General features: G+C 43.5%; 11 protein-coding genes and 2 pseudogenes. 8 read left to right on the top strand and 5 right to left on the bottom strand.

Annotated elements, in window-relative coordinates:
- The first annotated feature begins 4 nt into the window (after window positions 1-4).
- From N0824_RS04035 to N0824_RS04020, 4 genes are all read left to right on the top strand, one after another.
- Window positions 5-1,360, top strand: a complete 1,356-nt coding sequence (locus N0824_RS04035; RefSeq protein ID WP_108935805.1) for an FkbM family methyltransferase — start codon at window positions 5-7, stop codon at window positions 1,358-1,360.
- 57 nt (window positions 1,361-1,417) lie between these two features.
- Window positions 1,418-2,917: a glycosyltransferase family 39 protein gene (locus N0824_RS04030; protein ID WP_233256350.1), complete on the top strand. Its 1,500-nt coding sequence runs from the start codon at window positions 1,418-1,420 to the stop codon at window positions 2,915-2,917.
- A 21-nt stretch (window positions 2,918-2,938) separates the two neighbouring features.
- Window positions 2,939-3,685, top strand: coding sequence for an FkbM family methyltransferase (locus N0824_RS04025; RefSeq protein WP_108935803.1), 747 nt, complete (start codon window positions 2,939-2,941; stop codon window positions 3,683-3,685).
- A gap of 385 nt (window positions 3,686-4,070) precedes the next feature.
- Window positions 4,071-6,809, top strand: coding sequence for an S-layer family protein (locus tag N0824_RS04020; protein ID WP_108935802.1), 2,739 nt, complete (start codon window positions 4,071-4,073; stop codon window positions 6,807-6,809).
- A 314-nt stretch (window positions 6,810-7,123) separates the two neighbouring features.
- On the opposite strand, the gene N0824_RS04015 is transcribed toward N0824_RS04020, so the two are convergent.
- Window positions 7,124-8,035 carry an Rpn family recombination-promoting nuclease/putative transposase gene (locus tag N0824_RS04015; RefSeq protein WP_108935801.1) on the bottom strand — a complete coding sequence of 304 codons (912 nt, stop codon included), beginning with the start codon at window positions 8,033-8,035 and terminating at the stop codon, window positions 7,124-7,126.
- 191 nt (window positions 8,036-8,226) lie between these two features.
- Between N0824_RS04015 and N0824_RS04010 the strand changes: the two genes are divergently transcribed.
- Window positions 8,227-9,744, top strand: coding sequence for a class I SAM-dependent methyltransferase (locus N0824_RS04010; protein WP_108935800.1), 1,518 nt, complete (start codon window positions 8,227-8,229; stop codon window positions 9,742-9,744).
- A 554-nt stretch (window positions 9,745-10,298) separates the two neighbouring features.
- Here the strand turns inward: N0824_RS04010 and N0824_RS04005 are convergent.
- Window positions 10,299-11,555 (bottom strand): RNA-guided endonuclease TnpB family protein, encoded by a 1,257-nt coding sequence (locus tag N0824_RS04005; protein ID WP_108935863.1) that lies wholly within the window; start codon window positions 11,553-11,555, stop codon window positions 10,299-10,301.
- Between the two features lie 374 nt (window positions 11,556-11,929).
- On the opposite strand from N0824_RS04005, the pseudogene N0824_RS21835 reads away from it, so the two are divergent.
- A pseudogene (locus N0824_RS21835) lies at window positions 11,930-13,462 on the top strand (cation:proton antiporter); the annotation flags it as partial.
- Between the two features lie 228 nt (window positions 13,463-13,690).
- Here N0824_RS21835 and N0824_RS21535 read toward each other — a convergent pair.
- On the bottom strand, window positions 13,691-13,822 hold the full coding sequence (locus N0824_RS21535; protein ID WP_255420504.1) for a hypothetical protein: 132 nt from the start codon (window positions 13,820-13,822) through the stop codon (window positions 13,691-13,693).
- 5 nt (window positions 13,823-13,827) lie between these two features.
- On the opposite strand from N0824_RS21535, the gene N0824_RS03990 reads away from it, so the two are divergent.
- Both N0824_RS03990 and murI read left to right on the top strand, forming a co-directional pair.
- Window positions 13,828-15,726 (top strand): N-acetylmuramoyl-L-alanine amidase, encoded by a 1,899-nt coding sequence (locus tag N0824_RS03990; RefSeq protein WP_108935799.1) that lies wholly within the window; start codon window positions 13,828-13,830, stop codon window positions 15,724-15,726.
- Window positions 15,727-15,823: 97 nt separating this feature from the next.
- Window positions 15,824-16,636 carry a glutamate racemase gene (gene murI, locus N0824_RS03985; protein ID WP_108935798.1) on the top strand — a complete coding sequence of 271 codons (813 nt, stop codon included), beginning with the start codon at window positions 15,824-15,826 and terminating at the stop codon, window positions 16,634-16,636.
- Between the two features lie 773 nt (window positions 16,637-17,409).
- On the opposite strand, the pseudogene N0824_RS21690 reads toward murI, so the two are convergent.
- Together N0824_RS21690 and N0824_RS03970 are read right to left on the bottom strand one after the other, a co-directional pair.
- Window positions 17,410-17,764 (bottom strand): annotated as a pseudogene (locus tag N0824_RS21690) (DUF86 domain-containing protein).
- Window positions 17,761-18,054, bottom strand: coding sequence for a nucleotidyltransferase family protein (locus N0824_RS03970; protein ID WP_002763046.1), 294 nt, complete (start codon window positions 18,052-18,054; stop codon window positions 17,761-17,763). The pseudogene N0824_RS21690 and the gene N0824_RS03970 overlap by 4 nt, the downstream one beginning before the upstream one ends.
- Window positions 18,055-18,187: the final 133 nt, after the last annotated feature.

Here is an 18,187-nt window from a genome sequence, read left to right as displayed (position 1 = left end):
CAAAATGATCAAGAAATTATTAGCCAAAAATAAAATAGTTCAGCGAGTTAAAGCGGTCAAAGATTTATTTCTAGAAAAACTTGATTCACTCAGTCATGTCCAACTGGAACAAATCCAAAAACTGGAAAAACTGGAGAAACTTAATCAGCTTGATCCCTTAGATTTTAAGGTTGAGCAACTTAATAACTCCACGGAGCAAATCCGACAAGAAAATGCAGAAACCAAGCGAAAGGCTGATTTATCACTGGAAAATCAAGCTTTTTTGCTGAAGTTTTCCGTAGATATAATTAAAAATATGCAAGTATTGACGGAAAAACTCCAGACAAATCACAGCGAATCTCAAAAACAGCACCAATTAACTCTCGATACTTTCCAAAAAATAGCCAGCGATGTGCGATTAGACTCCCAAAAACATAGTGATACAATTATCGATTCTTTCCAGAGAATTTATGAAGCTTACCAACAGCAAAGCGATGCTGTTTTTGGAACCATACAAAAAATACAAGAAAATCTCCATCAAATCAGCGAAGATAACCGCCAAATCTTTGAAGATATTCACTCTCAAAAATACAAAGTCATTATCGATCAAAAATATTTTCAAGATTTAGACATCGAATTAATGACTTATTTATATTCCTATCTTCCCCATCGTCTTGCAGTAGATATTGGTGCTAATCGTGGCGATGTTTCTAGTCGTCTCCTACAAGTTGGTTATCAAGTTTATGCCTTTGAACCTTTTCCTGCTGTAATCGATAAGCTGAAAAATCGCCTCGGTAATCATCCTAACTTTCGGCTTTTTCCCTTTGCTCTCGGTTCCGAAAATCAAACCCAAGAACTGCATATAGCCACCGATGAAACCGCCGACAACACCTATCGAGATGCCAGCTTTTATAGCAGTCTAACCAAGCATTCTCTTTCGGAAGGTTTAGTATTTACCGATACTATTCCCGTTACTGTTAAAACCCTAGCCAGCCTCCACGATGGCGAGGAATTACCTAAAGATATTGGTTTGGTTAAAATTGACACAGAAGGCTTTGATTTAGAAGTAATCAAAGGTATGGGCAACTATCGTTATCCCGTGGTAGTTGCAGAATTTTGGGATAAAAATTTCCCCTTTGGTCGTTCGGGAGCGATGAATCAATTACCGGATTTAGTCAAGGCCATGAAAGAAAGAGATTATCATTGGCATCTAGTCATCTATCGTATTTGGGGCAGTTCCGACGTTAGTTATTACTGTAATTCTGCCTATTCCCTCGACAATTCTTGGGGCAATGTTTTCTTTTTCCAAGATTATCAGGTCTTCCATCAAGCCTTACTTTGGTCTGCTTCCGTTATGCCAGCTACTTATTTTTCAGCCTAGAAACTTAGGTGTCAATCATTTTTTTTCACAAACTAACTAACTAGGTGAGTAATGATTATGAAAAAAAATATTTCCTTAACCAGTGAAATTTTGATTCTCATCGGTTTGGGAATTGCTTTTTTGCTAGTAGGCATATTCTTTGGACCTAGATTACAACCCGTGTGGATAGATGAAGTAGTATTGGCAGAACCAGCAGCTAATCTAGCTTTATACGACAGTTTTACCTCGGCTGCTTGGTATCATCAAAATGCTCAGGAATTCCATGTTAGCACTTCTTTTCTTTATACGGTTTTGCTGGCTTTATGGATAAAAGTTTTGGGATTTAGTATTGAAAAAGTTAGGCTTTTTAATTATGTGTTAATGCTTCTTAGCATCACTGTAATCTGGTTATTCATCAAGAACTTGCCTTTAATTAAGTTTTCTTGGCTAAGAATTATCCTAGTGGTTAGTTGTCTTTTGCCAACAGGAATTACCTTTATTTATATATCGGGAAGGTACGACACTTCCTGCATTTTCTTATCAGCACTGGTTTTGGGGGCTTTTTTAATAAAAGATGCTAAAATCCGATGGCTTACTATGACAATTATTGGATTTTTCTTCCCCCTTTCTGGATTGTCAGCAGTGGTCTTTGCCATAATTTTTGGCGTTATCCTACTCCTTTTCAACTTTCAGCGATTTTTTCGGGAATTTGTCGCTCTAATTGGGGGATTTATTTTAGGAATGTTATTTCTTTATGCACTTTACTCAACCAATGGTGTTTGGGATGATTTTGTTGGTATGACTTTGGGTCATAGTGTTGCCAATGCCAACCTTAACAGAAGTGTCATTGATATAATATTTTCCAGAGTGAGCAAACTTTTTGACCAGAAAGATTATCTGTGTCGTGGCTGCTCGGGAGATATGTCTTTTCCCCCACTGTCAGTACTGCTGATGATCTTGATATTTTATGAACTATTGACCAAATCTTTCCAGTGGCGTTCTCCTTCCTTTTTTGCTTTGATCAGCGTTATTACCATACCAACTACTATGTGTTTTCTGGGGAAATATCCACTTTATTATAGTTGGATGTCCATGTTTCCCTTGATAATTTGTATTTGCTGGAGTTTTAATAATATTTTAGAAAAAAATACTGGCAAAATTCAGACGACAATTATTACTACAGCTTTTTTGGTTTTATTATTGTATGCCAACTTACTAGGACTACCTTCCCTAGCGCAAATTACCTTACAACAATGGGAAAATAATGACTATGCTAAAGTACAAAACTTTCTTGACAACAAAATCAATCAGGAGGATAACATTTATGCTGATTTTCAAGCATTCTACGCCCTCAAGTCTCGGGCTAAACGAGTTTATTTCCCCCCTTATAATGCTCAGATGACACCAGAGGATAGGGATAATCTTTCATTAATTGTCATTGATCCTAGGGCCAGTGCTAGAGCGCCCTGGAATCCCGGATTAGCAGAAATTGTTGGCGACTCACTCCCCCAGTGGTACGATACAGGAGAACAGTTAGATACAGGCACTTATGGGATGAAATTGTACCGAAAAAGATAAACCCGAAGTAATTCAAAGGATATGAACTCTGAAAAACTGCAATTAAGGTCTGATTATCAAAAAATGCTTGATGACTTAGATCCTCAAGTCCTCCAGTTGGATAGACAGGTATTTAAACGACTACAAAACCTAGGTTACACCCCAAGGGTGATCTTTGATGTGGGTGCTTCTAATAGTGGCTGGTCCTACTATATCAAACAGGTGCTGCAGGAAGCTGAATTTTATCTCTTTGAACCTCTCATCGACTACAGCAGCGACTATCGGGAATTAATCTCAGAAATCCTGCGAGTCTATCCTTCCTTTCATCTGTATAAATACGCCCTAGGTGAAACCTGCGGCGAGGTGACGATGAATGTTTCCACGGACGTGGTGAGCAGTAGCCTCTTGCAAACCGGTGATGAGAGTCAGCCCACCACCCCCATCTCGGTGCAAATGTTAACAATTGATGACGCAATTGCCCGACTTGGTTTACCCCATCCCCAAGTGATCAAAATTGATACCCAAGGCTCGGAGTTGTCTATACTTAAAGGAGCCGTCAAAACCCTCCCTAAAGTCGATGTTCTCTTTCTCGAATGCTGGCTCTATCGGGGCTATGGCCAAAAAACTCCCCTCTTAACCGAAATCGCCGATTGGTTATTATCCTTTAATTTTCGGCTTTGGGATGTGGCCGATGCCTATCGCGATCAAGGGGGAGTGCTAACCACATTAGATTGTATTTTTGTAAATACTCAAGCCGGTATTGCCCCGATTTGGTACTATGAGAACTAGAGTGGCTTGACTTTCCTAACCCGTCTAGTCCTTGCCGTGCGAGGGAAAAGAATAACAGTCTATTTTCTTCCCAGATATCCGATAGACCAAGTACCAAGTGGGAGAGCAAGGGACAGGATTAAACAGTCCTTAGATCACTATTTCGGGAAGGGGAAACTGAGCCATACTTAAGAGGGCTTTTCCTACCCCCAGTTTTTCCTGCGGGAAAAACTTAGGGTCAAGCCACCATTCAGACTGTCCAAGGAATAACTTTTTTATGTCCACCGGATTTCTACTTGCCCAAACCAGAAAAATTTGTTATACTTTTATCCGAGTAGCCGTTAGGGTCCCCCGACCTCTGGACGGACTCAAATTATCATAACCGTGAGGAGTTGAGATTAAAAACATGGCAATCAGTACAGAAGTATACGCTTCGCTAAATATTCTTTATGCTTCCCAAGCTCCGTCAGCCTCTGACATTAGCTTGTGGCAGACTAACCCTAGCTTGACATCCCTGACTTGGGAAGAAACGGTTCTTGTCTTCGCCAATTCGGATGCGGCCAAAGAAACCTATCCCCTCCTAGCTGCCCCTGGAGCCGCCACCGATGCTACCAGAAAGCAGTACGTTCTAGAGGTCTTTAACAATGCCTACGGCCTACAAGAAGCCGATTTAGACCCCGACGAGATTGACTACTGGGTTGAATGGCTCAGTCTCACCAATCCCGATGGTACGCCCGCCGACAGCGATGGCAACGGCATTCCTAATATTTTAGATTTCCCCATCGTCCTTAACCAGTACCAGCCCCCCGAAATCCAACAGGCCCTGGTCAACCGGGCAGAAGTAGCTCTTGATTTCGCTGCCCAGTTCCAGCTGCAAGGTATTTCTAACTTTACTGAGGAAGACTACAACACCTCTTGGAGCATCCTCGAAACCGTCACAGCAGAAGATGCTAGTGTTACCGCGGCCAAAGACCTTAATATTTTGGCGGCCCAGGCGGCGGCTGGTGTGGGCAACAGTGCCATCCTCACCGCAGGTGTGGACATACTCACCGCCAATAGCTTCCTCGCTCCGACGGTCAATAATTTCGGTCAGTTTAACTCCACCTTCAACAGTGGTGACAATCTCACCGGTTCTGGCACCAACCCCACCTTGACAGTTCTCAACACCGGTGGAGAAACCCTCAGTACCGGTCCAGTGCTACCGACGATGAAGGGCATCGAGACCCTCAACGTGGTTAATACGGGTGACGCAAAATTAGAGGTGTTCGGTGCTAATGTTGTTGGGGTTAAAAATGTTGACCTATCAGATAGCACAAAAGGACTTGATCTCAGCAACTTCCAGACGGCGGTAGAAAAAGTCTCGGTCAATCGTACTGGCCTCACTGTTGACGTACCACTCACTATCACTATTGCGGGTGCCGCTCTAGCGGGTGACGAAGATACAGTGGCTGTCACCCTCAATCAGGTGGGTAGCTTCAGCCCCGTCACCGGTGCTGCTGCCACTTTCTTAACCTTAGGACTTAATCCGGTATCGGGTAACAATGGTTACGAAAAGATTTCCATCGAAAGCAAGGGTCTAGCCAACGCTGTGGCGGCACTAACCGCCACAGGCTCGCAGGAAATCACCATCACTGGAGATCAGGATCTCCTCATCGCTGCTGCTCTCCCCAACACCGCCACCAAGCTGGACGCTTCTGCCCTTGAAGGTAATCTCGACGTTACTGCGGGCAACGGTACAGTGGATTTCCTTGGTGGCAAAGGTGATGACACTTTCCGTTTCAAGGCAGGTGAGTTCACTGCCACCGATAAAGTGGACGGTGGCGACGGTGCCAACACTTTAGCAGTAGCGGCGGCAGATGCAGAAACCATTACCGCAGCCGATACCAACATCAAAAATACCCAAAGCCTGACCTTATCTACTGGTGGCACGGCTACCAAGACTCTCCGGGCTGACCTAATCGGTGATAAGATCACCACGGTGAACCTGGCCGCAGTAACTGCCGGTGACTACACGGTACGCTTTGCCGCAGGTGCCAACTCGGTTAACGTCTTAAAGAATACATCTGTTGGTGCTACTCTGAACGTACAAGCCAATGGTGGTGGTAACAAGGATTCTTTGACCTTCACCATCGACGGCGATGATCCTACTACCCCTTTACAAACAGAAAAGGCTAACATTACTGTCGGCAAACTTAACCTGAATAACACCAGCACGCCTAACCTCTCGATCGAACAGCTTAATCTTGTCGTCAATAACTCTGGCGCTGGTAATCATAAAATTGGCGCAATAACCCTTCCTCCGGCCGCTGGTGTGGTGGAAACCATCACCATCACTGGTAACTCCAGCCTGACAATCAGTGGTGCAGTGACAGCCGAGAAATTGGATGCTTCTGGTCTGACGGAGGCAACCGCTGGAACCACTGGTTTGACCATGACGACAACATCGGTATCTACTGTGGGAATTAACCTCACCGGCTCTACTTTCGATGATGCTCTGTTTGGTAGTACCAAAAATGACTTCATCAGTGGTGGTGCTGGGAAAGACACCATCACTGGTTCTGGTGGTTCTGACCAAATCACACTAGGGGATGGGTTCGATACGGTTATCTTCAACACCAAGGCTGTGGCTGGAAATCAAGCGTTAAATGAGCAAGATAAATATAGCACCGTCACCGATTTCCTCACTGGTGGAACCGCTACTACCACCGACCTCATTACGATTTCAACCGCTGGTGTTAGTGATCCTAATGCCCCCTTAGAGACCCTTAAGAATACTGCTGTGGCTGCTGGTGATGCGGTGGCGACTACCTCGGTGGCCCAGGGTGCTACGGTTGACCTATCAACCTCTACGGCCAATTTCCTCAGAATCACGGGGACAGGCAATATCGAGGAGGCTAACACCGCACAGCAAGGCTTTAAGGCCGCGATCGCTGGTGGAGAGATCACTGTTGGTGCGGCTGGTATTGATATTCTCACCTCCTACTACGATTCGGCTAATAAACAGATGGTATTGGGTGTAGTCAATAGTGGTGGCGATGCGAAGATTCAAGCGACAGATGTTTTCACCGTCATTTCCCGCGTGGAGATGACTGCTGGAGATTACGCTAACTTCGGCAACGCTCAGTTTACCACTTTCATTGCTTAATCCTCTGCCCCTCGGCTAGAAAAAACCTCCCCTTCCCTTATCGGGGGGGGTTTTTGGTTTTTTCTAGTTCTAGGGTTCTACCTTTGCCTCCTGTGAGTAACGCACAGAAAACGGGTTTCTCCGAGAAACCCGTTTTCTACCTTTGCCCCTACTTTTTCAGCTTTTCTGGGGGAAGTAGTAGGGTTAATTCATGAATTAACTCTCATAGTAGGGTTAATTCATGAATTAACCCTACCCTTGATCCCCCCTTAATCCCCCCTTGATAAGGGGGGTGTCGATCCCCCCTTCCCTCCTTGATAAGGGGGGTGATAGCTTCAATTTCCTCGCGACTTTTCTGGGGGAAATCGCTTTAAGAGTTCCTGCTTAGAACAATGGAGAAGTAAAGGAGTAAATTCTTCTGGGGACAGTTGTAAAATCTGGCTGATAATAGCTTGAATTTCTGGGTCTAACTCACCAAAACGGACTCGGAGCAGGTTTTCCACCACCCGACGTTCCCCCTCTTGCAGACCCCGTTCTAGACCCCGTTCTAGACCCCGTTCTAGACCCCGTTCTAGACCCCGTTCTTCTCCTTCGGCCAGTGCCTCTTGATAGACTCTCGTTTGTTTTAAATCACTTAGTCCAAACATAGCTTCAATTTCCTTGCGACTTTTCTGGGGGAATTTGTAAATAATGATACTTTCGATTAGATTAATTAACTGCCGTTGACTCGACTGGTCGGTGATTTCTTCTCTGGTGCGCTCGATTAGGGTTTGAGCAGTCCTCACCGCTGCCGTTTCCGACTCTACTACTAATTTAATCACAGCGATTCCTAAGGAGGGATTGTCCCTTGGGGGCAATTCATCGAGATAAATGCGTCTAACACTCGATAAATTGAGGATTTCGCCAAAATGCAGGGATTGTTCCCGTTCCACCCCACGATGGGGATAAATGACGACGATTTGCCAGGGGTGGGGTGGTTGATATTGTTTTAAAAATAGGAACAATTCCGCAAAAAGTCGATAGTAGAGGGTGTCGTCTGGTTGGAACTGCACTTCCACTAGGTAGAGGGGTTGCTGAATATCTTCTCTGAGTGGCATAAATAAGCCATCGAGACGGAAAGAGAGTTGTTTCACCTCTTGGGAGGTGAATTGATAGTTTGCTGCTCCCGGTTGCGGTTGTCCGATTAGGTCAAAGAAACTGTCCGGAAAACGCAGGAAGATTTGGTAAAAGAGACTGTCAGTTTTCACGAGAAATCCCGCTTCTAGGGTTTATTGGCAGTTGCCGAATTGTTTGGCTAAAAGGTTAATACTCTAGTATTAATAGACATTGTATAATTTTTTCTCCTTGCTGTCACCCAAAAAAATCTAGGGGACATGGCTCTTTTCCTGTATAATCAAGTCTTAATTTTATGACTTGTCATTATATTTGAGGAAAATCTATGAATTGGACAGAAGGATATGTATCGGAAGTTAACTACACTAGCGGCTTTTACGGCGAGTTAAGTCCCCTAAAATTAGGTTTAGCGACTCTGGTTAAATCGATTCAACCCCCCGATTCTAGCCAAGAATTTACCTATTGTGAATTGGCCTGTGGTCAGGGTTTTACCACGAATATTTTAGCGGCTACCTATCCCCACGCCCAATTTTATGCCAATGATTTCAACCCTAGTCACATCGCCACGGCTAGAGATTTAGCGGCCAAGGCGGGGATGAAGAATATTCTTTTCTTTGATGATAGTTTTGAGGAATTTTTAGAGCGAGATTTACCTCAATTTGATTTCATCAGTCTGCACGGAATTTATAGCTGGATTACTGCCAGAAATCGCCAAGCAATAGTTGATTTTATTCGCCGCAATCTCAAGGTGGGGGGATTAGTTTATATCTCCTATAATGCCCTTCCGGGGTGGTCGGCGGCGATGCCGATGCAAGCTTTAATGTTACGTCATGGTCAACACAGTTCCGAGTCAATTTTAACCCGCATTGAACAGGCTCTTAATTTTACGGGAGAATTATTAGAAGCTAATGCTAGTTATTTTGTCCAAAATCCAATTTTAAAAAGTCGTTACGAGCGCCTGAAAGACCAAAATCGTTATTATTTAGCTCACGAGTATTTCAATCAGGAATGGAATTCTTTTTACTTCGATGAAGTGGCGAAAGAATTAGAGGATGCTAAACTTAAATATGTGGGTTCCGCTCATATTAATGACCATATTGACGCGGTCAATTTCTCCCCAGTTGCCCAAGAGAAATTAGCCAAAATCAGCGACCCAATCTATCGGGAAGTGGTGCGAGATTTCTTTGTTAATACCCAATTCCGTCGTGATATTTTTATTCGAGGCTCTTTAGGTTTAACCACCCAAGAACAGGTTAAAAAACTACAAGAAACCCGGTTTGCTCTGCTTGTTAATCCCGCAAATATCAAGTTCGAGCAGCAGTTCCCCGTGGGAGAAGTTAAGTTACAGGAGGCAATTTATCAGCCAATTTGTGAAGTTTTGGCAGAATCTCCCCAAACTTTACAGCAACTGCAAAATCATCCCAAAACCTCAAATATTAACTTAAATGGTCTTTACCAAGCTCTGATGATTTTAACTGGTATTGGCTATATTCATCCTGCTGTGGATGAGCAAACTTGCCAACAACGGAAACCATCTACTGATGCTCTTAATAATGCAGTGAAAGCGAAAGCAGTCTATAGTGAGGAATTAAGCTTTTTAGCTTCTCCTTTGATTGGGACTGGAGTAGTGGTCAATCGTTTAGAACAATTATTCCTCTTGGCTAAATCCTCTAACCAAGATGCCGTACAATTTGTTTGGCAAATTTTGGCAAGTCAAGGCAAAAAAGTGGTTAAAGACGGGAAAACTTTGGAAACAGAGGAGGAGAATATTACTCATCTGAAAACAGTGTACGAGCAGTTTAGTAAAGAACGTTTACTAACATTGCAAAAACTGGGCATTTAGTAAATAAACTAAGATGTAAGTAGCTGGTTATAATTAAATTAAAAATGGATTTTAGGTTCGATCCCCCCTTAATCCCCCCTTGATAAGGGGGCGCTGATCCCCCCTTAATCCCCCCTTGATAAGGGGGGTATCTGACAATTTTTAACGCCTACCTACTTATTTAGGGCTTGCTGAATAATGGTAAAACCCTTTTAAAATAAGGCTTTTGACCTGTTAAAATCCGATGTTAGTGCAAGAATATAGGATTAGGACTCTCAAAAACCTTGCATTATCCTTTTTTTAGTACATAAACTGGTACAGAAAAAGAGGGCAACAAAGCCTGAAACGACCGGCTCCTGACTCATTAAACAAAATAAGCATCTTGTCAAGGGGTCTGCAAAAATTATTGACCAACCAGCGGAAGAAGGGCCGGGCGGTGCTAAAGCGATGATTGCGGCGGTAGTCCTGCAAAATCGGGATATGGAGTCAACTATTAGCTATTTTGCCCCCTATTCATCGATAATAGCAAGTCTGACAATTTATCTGACCGCTCAACTAAACTTACTCAAACTTACTTAAAAGCCTGAAAGCTTAGTCATTCGTAGTTCGACAGGCTCACTAACAAGTGGGTCAAGCACTACAGGATTAAACGGCAAACCCTTTATTCCCTGGTCAATGACATCAGGAATTACTTTTCTGATGATGTTAAATGATCCATTGACATCGGCATTTAACAACTGATTTGTTCCCATTTTATAAAGTCCCCTAGCTAACCTTTTTCCCTTAAATAATGGTTTTTCTTCACCATATTTAGGTAACTCATCCCTATCTAAAGCACTGGATTGTGAGGTATAGGATTCTTCAGTTATTATGACTTTTATTCCTTTTAATTGAGCTTTATAGGTTAACATTTCTATTAATCTATAATGGGGAATATTGACAAATTGTTGATTATTCCTTTTTCCTAGATTAAGAGATTGTTTCATCCGCTCATTATGCCCAATTATTAACGTCCCTATTTGATGAATAGTACACCAATCTATTACTCTTTTACTGGCTGTGTGTAGATAATTTTCTACTCGACAGTTTCGTTTATGGGTTAGGAGTATCAATCTCTTAGATGAGTGTTGATTATTTTGGGTTTTCAGTTGAGATTGTAAGTGGGAACGTTGTTTGTTGTAGAAGGTGTTAATTGCTTTTAATGGTCTGCCATTTACCAAAAGAGGTGCTACACCTGTTTGATTTGTAGTTACAGCCATTAAGTTATTAACTCCTAAATCTACCCCGGCTATCTCTTGTTCATCTGTGGTTTCCGACCGTCTTTCATAGACTATTTCAATGACATAACAGCTACTTTTGGGGACAATTCTCACCTCAATTATTTCTCTTCGGGAAGTGGTAATTTTTAAGTCGCTCATAGACAAGTGACAAATTCCTTCTTTTAGAGGTTTTTTATAAATTGATTCCTGAGAATATATCAGCAGGTTTCTTCCTTTGATTTTCTCCTTATACTTAATAATTTTGGGTTTTCCTAAAAATTTTTCAGGGTGTTTTTTCCAAGCTCTAAAAGCGGCAAAGTAACTAATCCAAGCCTGATCTAATCTTCTGATTATCTGCTTGCTGACTTTCGTGGGTAAAGCTAAATAATCTGAGGTTTTAGATACCAGATGATAGAGTTGATTAAAACTCAGTTTTTGGGAGTTTTCAAAGAAATATTGGCGATAATGGTAGTTAGCTAGATTGAACAAATTTTTTGACAAAAAGGCATAATGGTCGATTTCTGACCAGAAGGGATGGTTTTGACTGATAATATGACGTTCAACTAGCTTCATATCTTGATTATACCTGATAACGTTCTTAAAATCTATCTGTGGCCAAAGTTCAGCAATTCTCATTTTAAGGTTTCATGACATTAAAACCCTTGCACCTAGAGGGGTTAATAATTCTTAACGAATCTCTAGATCGCTGAAACAACGCAAAATCGTTTCAAAATGAGAATTGCTGGCCAAAGTTACTTATTTTAGTTATCTAGCTACAGAAATGAGTAACTTTAAAAAGCTTTAGGTAGGTTTTTGGTTTCTGTGGTTAACCCTCACCCGGCCACGCCTGAACCCTCGTAGAAGTTGGACAAGGGGCAAAGTTTAATAGGGAATCACTGAATAGGCCGCCAGCTTGTTAGAGTATTGGGAGTAATTTTGAGCGAGCGATGATACTACAGCCTTTCCTTTCTTCCGCTTGGAGTCCTAATCTTCCCCTGTTAGCCTCGGCAGCTACAGCCGAAACTGCTGATAGTGCCTTAGTTTTAGCCTGCGTGCTGCTGAGTTTGACCGTTATTTATTTCGCCTGTAAACTGGGGGGGAAATATGCGTCCGATTCAACTTGCCCCCCGTGTTAGGAGAATTAGTCGGTGGCGTGATTATCGGTGTTTCTGCCCTAAAATTACTGGTTTTTCTGGAAGGAGGAGCGGGATTCGAGGATTCTCTCCTCATTCATTTCCTAGAATCCACTTCACCCCTCACCCCGGAGCAATCTCCCGCCGTTTTTAGTGCTGCCAGTGGGGTGATTTCCGTCCTCTCGGAATTGGGGATAATTATCCTGCTCTTCGAGATTGGTTTAGAGTCAGACTTACAGGAATTAATTCGCGTCGGTCCACAGGCAGCGGCTGTGGCAGTGGTAGGGGTTGCGGTTCCCTTTTTGGTGGGTACTTTGGGTTTAATAGACCTCTTGCAAAAATCAAAAATCTGACCTTAGGTGAGGAGTCTCCGAGCCAGTATTCAGGAGTCAGGAGAATTAAGAATGAGCATTAATCAATTAAATGCTCTATTTAGGGCTTTTATGCAATTTTATGTCTATTTTTCTCATTTTTGCCCTCTCAAAAATTAATTATGCAAGAACTCTAATCTATATTTTCCATCTGGCCACCATTCCCGCTATTTTTGCTGGGGCAGCTCTAACCGCTACCAGTATCGGCATTACCGGCAAGGTTTTAGCAGAAATAGGGAAGTTATCGGCGAAAGAAGGTCAAATTATTATCGGGGCTGCGGTTCTCGATGATATTCTCGGTATTATCGTCCTCGCTGTCGTTGCTTCTTTGGTGAAAACCGGAGAAGTGCAAATTAGCAAAGTAATTTATCTAGTTATTAGTTCTAGCGCTTTTGTGGTCGGGGCGATCCTGATCGGTCGTTTTTTAAGCCCCTTTTACGTTCAATTAGTTAATAGCATGAAAACTAGGGGACAATTGCTCTTAGTTTCCCTGATTTTCGCCTTTATTCTTGCCTATATTGCCCAAGTTATCCAATTAGAAGCGATTCTCGGTTCCTTTGCTGCCGGCCTAGTCCTAGCAGAAACGGAAAAGCGATCGGAATTGGCAGAACAAGTGTTCCCGATCGCCGATTTATTCGTACCGATATTTTTCGTCTGTGTGGGGGCAAAAACCGATTTAAGTGTGCTTAATCCCGCTATTCCCAGCAATCGAGAAGGATTAGTCTTAGCGGCTTTCTTAATTGTCGTCGCTATTTTGGGTAAAGTGGTGACGGGGTTAGCCGTTTTCAGCAAGGAAAAACTCAATCGCTTGGCGATCGGAGTTGGCATGATTCCCCGGGGTGAAGTGGGTTTAGTCTTTGCCGGAGTCGGGGCTGCTAGTGGCGCTTTATCCCCCGCTACCGACGCGGCGATTATTATGATGGTGATCTCGACTACCTTTATCGCTCCGCCCCTGTTAAGGTTAGTATTTAAAGAACCTACCGGCAGCCCTCAATCAGTGAGCAGTGAGCAGTGAGTTAGGAGCCGGTCGTCGGTTGTCAGTAGTTAGGAGTCAGCTTTTATTTATTCTCCCAAATCTGGCACTCTCTTCTCCCCATCCCCCCACTTCCCAATTCATAATTTATAATTCATAATTTATAATTCCCGCTCCCCAAAACCCCAACACCCAATCCCCGATCACTGATCAGAAACATAGCAGACCATCTCAACGTCCCATAAACTTGTTTTTATTGATAGTCATTCTCAGAGCATTAACGGAGCTATGGATGGCCAAAAATCGACAAAATCGTCCATTTTTACCGACAAAAGGTAATTGATAACCGAGCAACGGGAGCATCGATCGTGAGATTTCATTGGTTATTCCTAAGCGCATTAACTTGGTTGCTGGTGGCGGCCCCTGCTTGGGCGGGCAAGCTCGTCTTTTGGCGATTCGACACCAATGAGAATCGTCTGGTGTTCACCACTGACAATCGAGTGCAACCGCGAGCGCAAATGATCACTAACCCCACCAGGATCGTGATCGATCTGCCCGGGATCAAGTTAGGGCAACCCAATATTAACCGGCCCATTGGCAATATCGTCAGAAGTGTCCGTATTGGTCAATTTGATGCGGAAACTACCCGTTTAGTGATTGAATTAGCCCCAGGCTACACCTTTGATCCTCAACAGGTAAGAATTCGCGGAATTTCGCCCACCCAATGGACAGTGGAATTGCCAGAACCCCAACCGATTAGGGAGGAAACGCAACCACCCGTCACCCCTGACCCCACACCTACCCCCGATCGCGGTTCCACCCGTCCCACTCCCCCACCTCCAGTTAGCCAGACGGACAACAACGATGATTTTCAAGTCACTCGCAATGGTCTTTTTGTCCGTTTAGAGCAAAATGGTGATGAGCGATCGATCCGCAGTCAACGCAGCCGCGACGGCAAAAAAATCGAATTTGAATTACCCGGGGCCACTTTACCCGGTAGTCTCACCGGTCAAACTATCCCTGTCAATCGCTATGGGGTCGGTGATATTCAATTCAGTCAGACTGCCAATCAACGGGCTAAGATTTCCCTAAGCGTTAATAAAGATAGCCCCGATTGGCAAGCTCTCTATAGTCGTTTTGGTGGCTTGGTTTTACTGCCTAGGGGCGGTCTGAGTTCCGTGGATAATATCTCCTCACCTCCCCCGACTCAGGCCACTAATCCCACTCCCCGTCCCAATAATCCCCCCGCGAAAACTGCCAATAATCCCCCTTCTAGCAGTCGTTTGGCCACGATCTCCTCGATCGATCTGGCAGGTAATAATGATCGCCTCTTAATTCGCGCGGATTTACCCCTAAAAGCTAACGGCATTGTTAACCGGGATGGTGTCTATGAACTACGCATCGAAAATGCTAAGTTAGCCGAGTCTTTTCGCGGTCCGCGCTTTGGTCGCAATAGTCCCATCTATCAATTGCGGGTACGTCAGGAAAGTGTCAATAAGGTGCTGATTTTGGTACAGACGGCCGCGGGTTTTCAACTGGGACAATTAACTCAAACGGGCAATCAAACCCTAGCCCTAGAATTGCTGTCCTCCCGCAATTCTAGCCCCGTTTCTCAGGTTCCTGACTCCACCACTATACCTGTCCCTTTACCCCCAGATACGGGGCAATTTAACCCACCTCCGCGCCCCTCTGACCCCACTCCTAATCCCCCCCGACAACGCAATAGCCGCTTTCTGGTGGTGATCGATCCGGGCCACGGTGGTAAGGATCCGGGGGCGATCGGAATTGGTGGCCTTCAGGAAAAAAACGTAATTCTGCCCATTTCCCTAGAAGTTACCCGCATCCTGCAACAACAGGGCATCGATGTGCGTCTCACTAGAGATAGCGATTTTTTTGTCACCCTGCAAGGGCGCACGGATCTGGCTAACCGGATCGATGCCGATCTATTTGTCAGTATCCACGCTAACTCTATGGGGAAAGCACGACCGGATGTCAATGGCATAGAGGTGTATTACTTCGGCGATCGCCGTTTATCGGACACCATCCATCGCAATATTGTCCGCAGTGTCGATATGCGCGATCGGGGGGTGCGTCGGGCCCGTTTCTATGTGCTGAGAACCTCCAGAATGCCCTCTACCCTCGTGGAAGTGGGTTTCGTTACTGGCGCTGAGGATGCTGCTAAATTAGCCAATGCCAACTTTCAACGACAAATGGCGGCGGCGATCGCTGGGGGGATTATTGAATATATTCAACGAAATCTCCGTTAATGATTAAATGATTGGAGCATTAGTTTACCAATCAAAAAATCCGTGTTTTAATATCATCAAATAAAGCTACTTTAGATCAGCGTTTTCCTCGATATCTATGAGAGAATCACAACTTAGTCCGATTGGTGTGTTTGATAGTGGTGTGGGTGGACTGACCGTTTTAAGGGAGTTGTATCGACAACTGCCCCAAGAATCGATTCTCTATTTCGCTGATACCGCTAGACTTCCTTACGGAACCCGTTCTAAAGGGGAAATTATCGAATTTGTCCAGGAAATTCTCACTTGGATGGGCGAGCGCCGGGTGAAAATGGTGATTATGGCCTGTAATACCAGTTCCGCCTTGGCTTTAGAAGAAGTACGGGCCGAATTTAAAGATTTACCGATTTTGGGGGTAATTTTACCCGGGGCAAAAACTGCTGTTGAAAAAGGAAAGCGTATTGGTGTGATTTCTACCCCGGCTACGGCTAAAAGTAATGCCTATAAACAAGCGATTCAAGAAATCGATCCTACTGCCCAAGTTTGGCAAATTCCCTGTCCTGAATTTGTACCTTTGATCGAAGCTAACCGCATTTTTGACCCCTACACCACGCAAGTGGCAAGGGAATATCTTCAGCCTTTACTAGCAGAAAATATTGATACTCTGGTCTATGGTTGTACCCATTATCGCCATCTTTCCCCGGTTTTACGTCGTCTTTTACCTAGTTCCGTGCGCTTGGTAGATCCCGCCGCTTCCGTTGTGCGAGCGGCGGAAAAAGAGCTAGAATTATTAGGTATAAAAAATCCCGAAACACCCCTACCTACTAACTTCGCAGTTAGCGGTGATCCTGATACTTTTGCCCGTTTATCTCGTCAATGGCTAGGTTTTTCTCCTACGGTAGAAAAGGTTTATTTACCCGTCCCTGTTTTATAACCGTTAGCCTTTTTCAGTGAGCAGTAATCAGTTAGAAAAGGTAGAAGGCAAAAGGCAAAAGGAAACCAGATCCTTGCCCCCATCTCCTGACGACCGACTCCTATCTCCCCACTGATAACTGATCACTGATCACTGATTAGGAGTTGATTTTAGCTTTTTTGCGATCGCTAGTAAGAGGTAGATCACCAGTAGATACACCATTGGTAACACTAAGGTCATGGTAGGCATTGTTTGATTAGGGAGGAGAGAAGATAGTTAAAATTAGGTAGGCTTAATCTTGCCCCATTGATCATTGAATGACTAGCGACGAGAAAACCAGCCAAATCTGCAAACAGATCGAGCTTATCCGTCAGTCACTCTGCCAAGGGACTAGGATCGAGTTGGACAGGTAATCGTCTTCAACTCCATTCTTCGCACCAGAAACCGACGAGAAAAAATTCCTCATCTTAACAATTTCTAGGTGAGAACTGGGGGTTAATTTCTTGCAACTGCCACTATTAACTTAACATAAGTTGTCAAGGACTGGGAAAAAAATTTTTTAATATCATTTTTCAAAAGTAATGGCAGAGATGGTTAATTTCCCTCACCCCCAACCCTTTTCCCCTTCTGGGAGAGGGGAGTAAAATACCTGCCAGGAATCAAGAAAAATGATATAAGAAACCCCACAAAAAGTAATGAGAGGAGGGGAATAGCGAGTGCCGATTCAGACGGATTTAGGTGTTGGGTGTTGGGTTTCCCTTTCCCTGAGAATTGAGAGGTTTTCTTGAACATATTTATTCGCTCAACTCAACCCACGAAACTGATTCTAGATGTCTTAAAATCTGTTCTCTTAAATCATCCAAATAATTCTCTACCGCCTACCTACTTATTAAGGTCAATTCCCCCTAAATAATCATGTACTAAAATATTCCTAAAACCAGAAATATTACGCCAGTCAACATCAGGAATATTTGCCTTTAATTCCTCCGAAAGCCGTTGAGTTGATTCTGCCAAAGTTTGTAAGCGTCTAATGATAGCATCGCTGATCATTGAATTAGCCAAAAACTCCTGTTTTTATACTTGGGAATAGTCCTTAATTTTATCAATACAGTCTAAAATATATTCAAGATAAACTTGATCTTCATTCATAACTTAATTGCCTCCTTTAAGATTCGCTGTTTAATTAGATGATGAAGGCTTTTTTCAGTTACTACATCCACTTTACACCCTAAGAGAGCCTCTAAATCAACTAATAATCCACCTGGAAACCAAGGGGATGTTTTAGCTAAATCATAATCAATTAAAAAATCAATATCACTATTTTCGGTTTCCTCACCTCTAGCAACGGAACCAAATACACGCACATTAAAAGCACCATGTTTGGTGGCAATTTTTAGGATATCCTCTCGTTTGTCTTGTATGAGTTGTTTTAAGGTCATAAAATAACATCCCTCCCGAAGGTTTTTTAATGAACAATTAACAGACTAGACTAGAAAACACTAAATACTGATAATTCACACCCCCACTTATCCCCCTAATTCGCGTAAAAGTTGCATCACCTCTTCATAAGTT

Source organism: Microcystis sp. 0824, from assembly GCF_003112475.1.
Lineage (GTDB): Bacteria > Cyanobacteriota > Cyanobacteriia > Cyanobacteriales > Microcystaceae > Microcystis > Microcystis aeruginosa_C.
This window is presented reverse-complemented; position numbering and strand designations above follow the sequence as displayed.

Excerpts from the sequence above, each read along its gene's own strand:
- N0824_RS04020 (WP_108935802.1), top strand. The coding sequence starts at position 4,071 with ATGGCAATCAGTACAGAAGTATACGCTTCGCTAAATATTCTTTATGCT.
- N0824_RS04010 (WP_108935800.1), top strand. The coding sequence starts at position 8,227 with ATGAATTGGACAGAAGGATATGTATCGGAAGTTAACTACACTAGCGGC.
- N0824_RS21535 (WP_255420504.1), bottom strand. The coding sequence starts at position 13,822 with ATGCTCCCGTTGCTCGGTTATCAATTACCTTTTGTCGGTAAAAATGGA.
- N0824_RS04025 (WP_108935803.1), top strand. The coding sequence starts at position 2,939 with ATGAACTCTGAAAAACTGCAATTAAGGTCTGATTATCAAAAAATGCTT.
- N0824_RS04035 (WP_108935805.1), top strand. The coding sequence starts at position 5 with ATGATCAAGAAATTATTAGCCAAAAATAAAATAGTTCAGCGAGTTAAA.
- N0824_RS03970 (WP_002763046.1), bottom strand. The coding sequence starts at position 18,054 with ATGACCTTAAAACAACTCATACAAGACAAACGAGAGGATATCCTAAAA.
- N0824_RS04030 (WP_233256350.1), top strand. The coding sequence starts at position 1,418 with ATGAAAAAAAATATTTCCTTAACCAGTGAAATTTTGATTCTCATCGGT.
- murI (WP_108935798.1), top strand. The coding sequence starts at position 15,824 with ATGAGAGAATCACAACTTAGTCCGATTGGTGTGTTTGATAGTGGTGTG.
- N0824_RS04005 (WP_108935863.1), bottom strand. The coding sequence starts at position 11,555 with ATGAAGCTAGTTGAACGTCATATTATCAGTCAAAACCATCCCTTCTGG.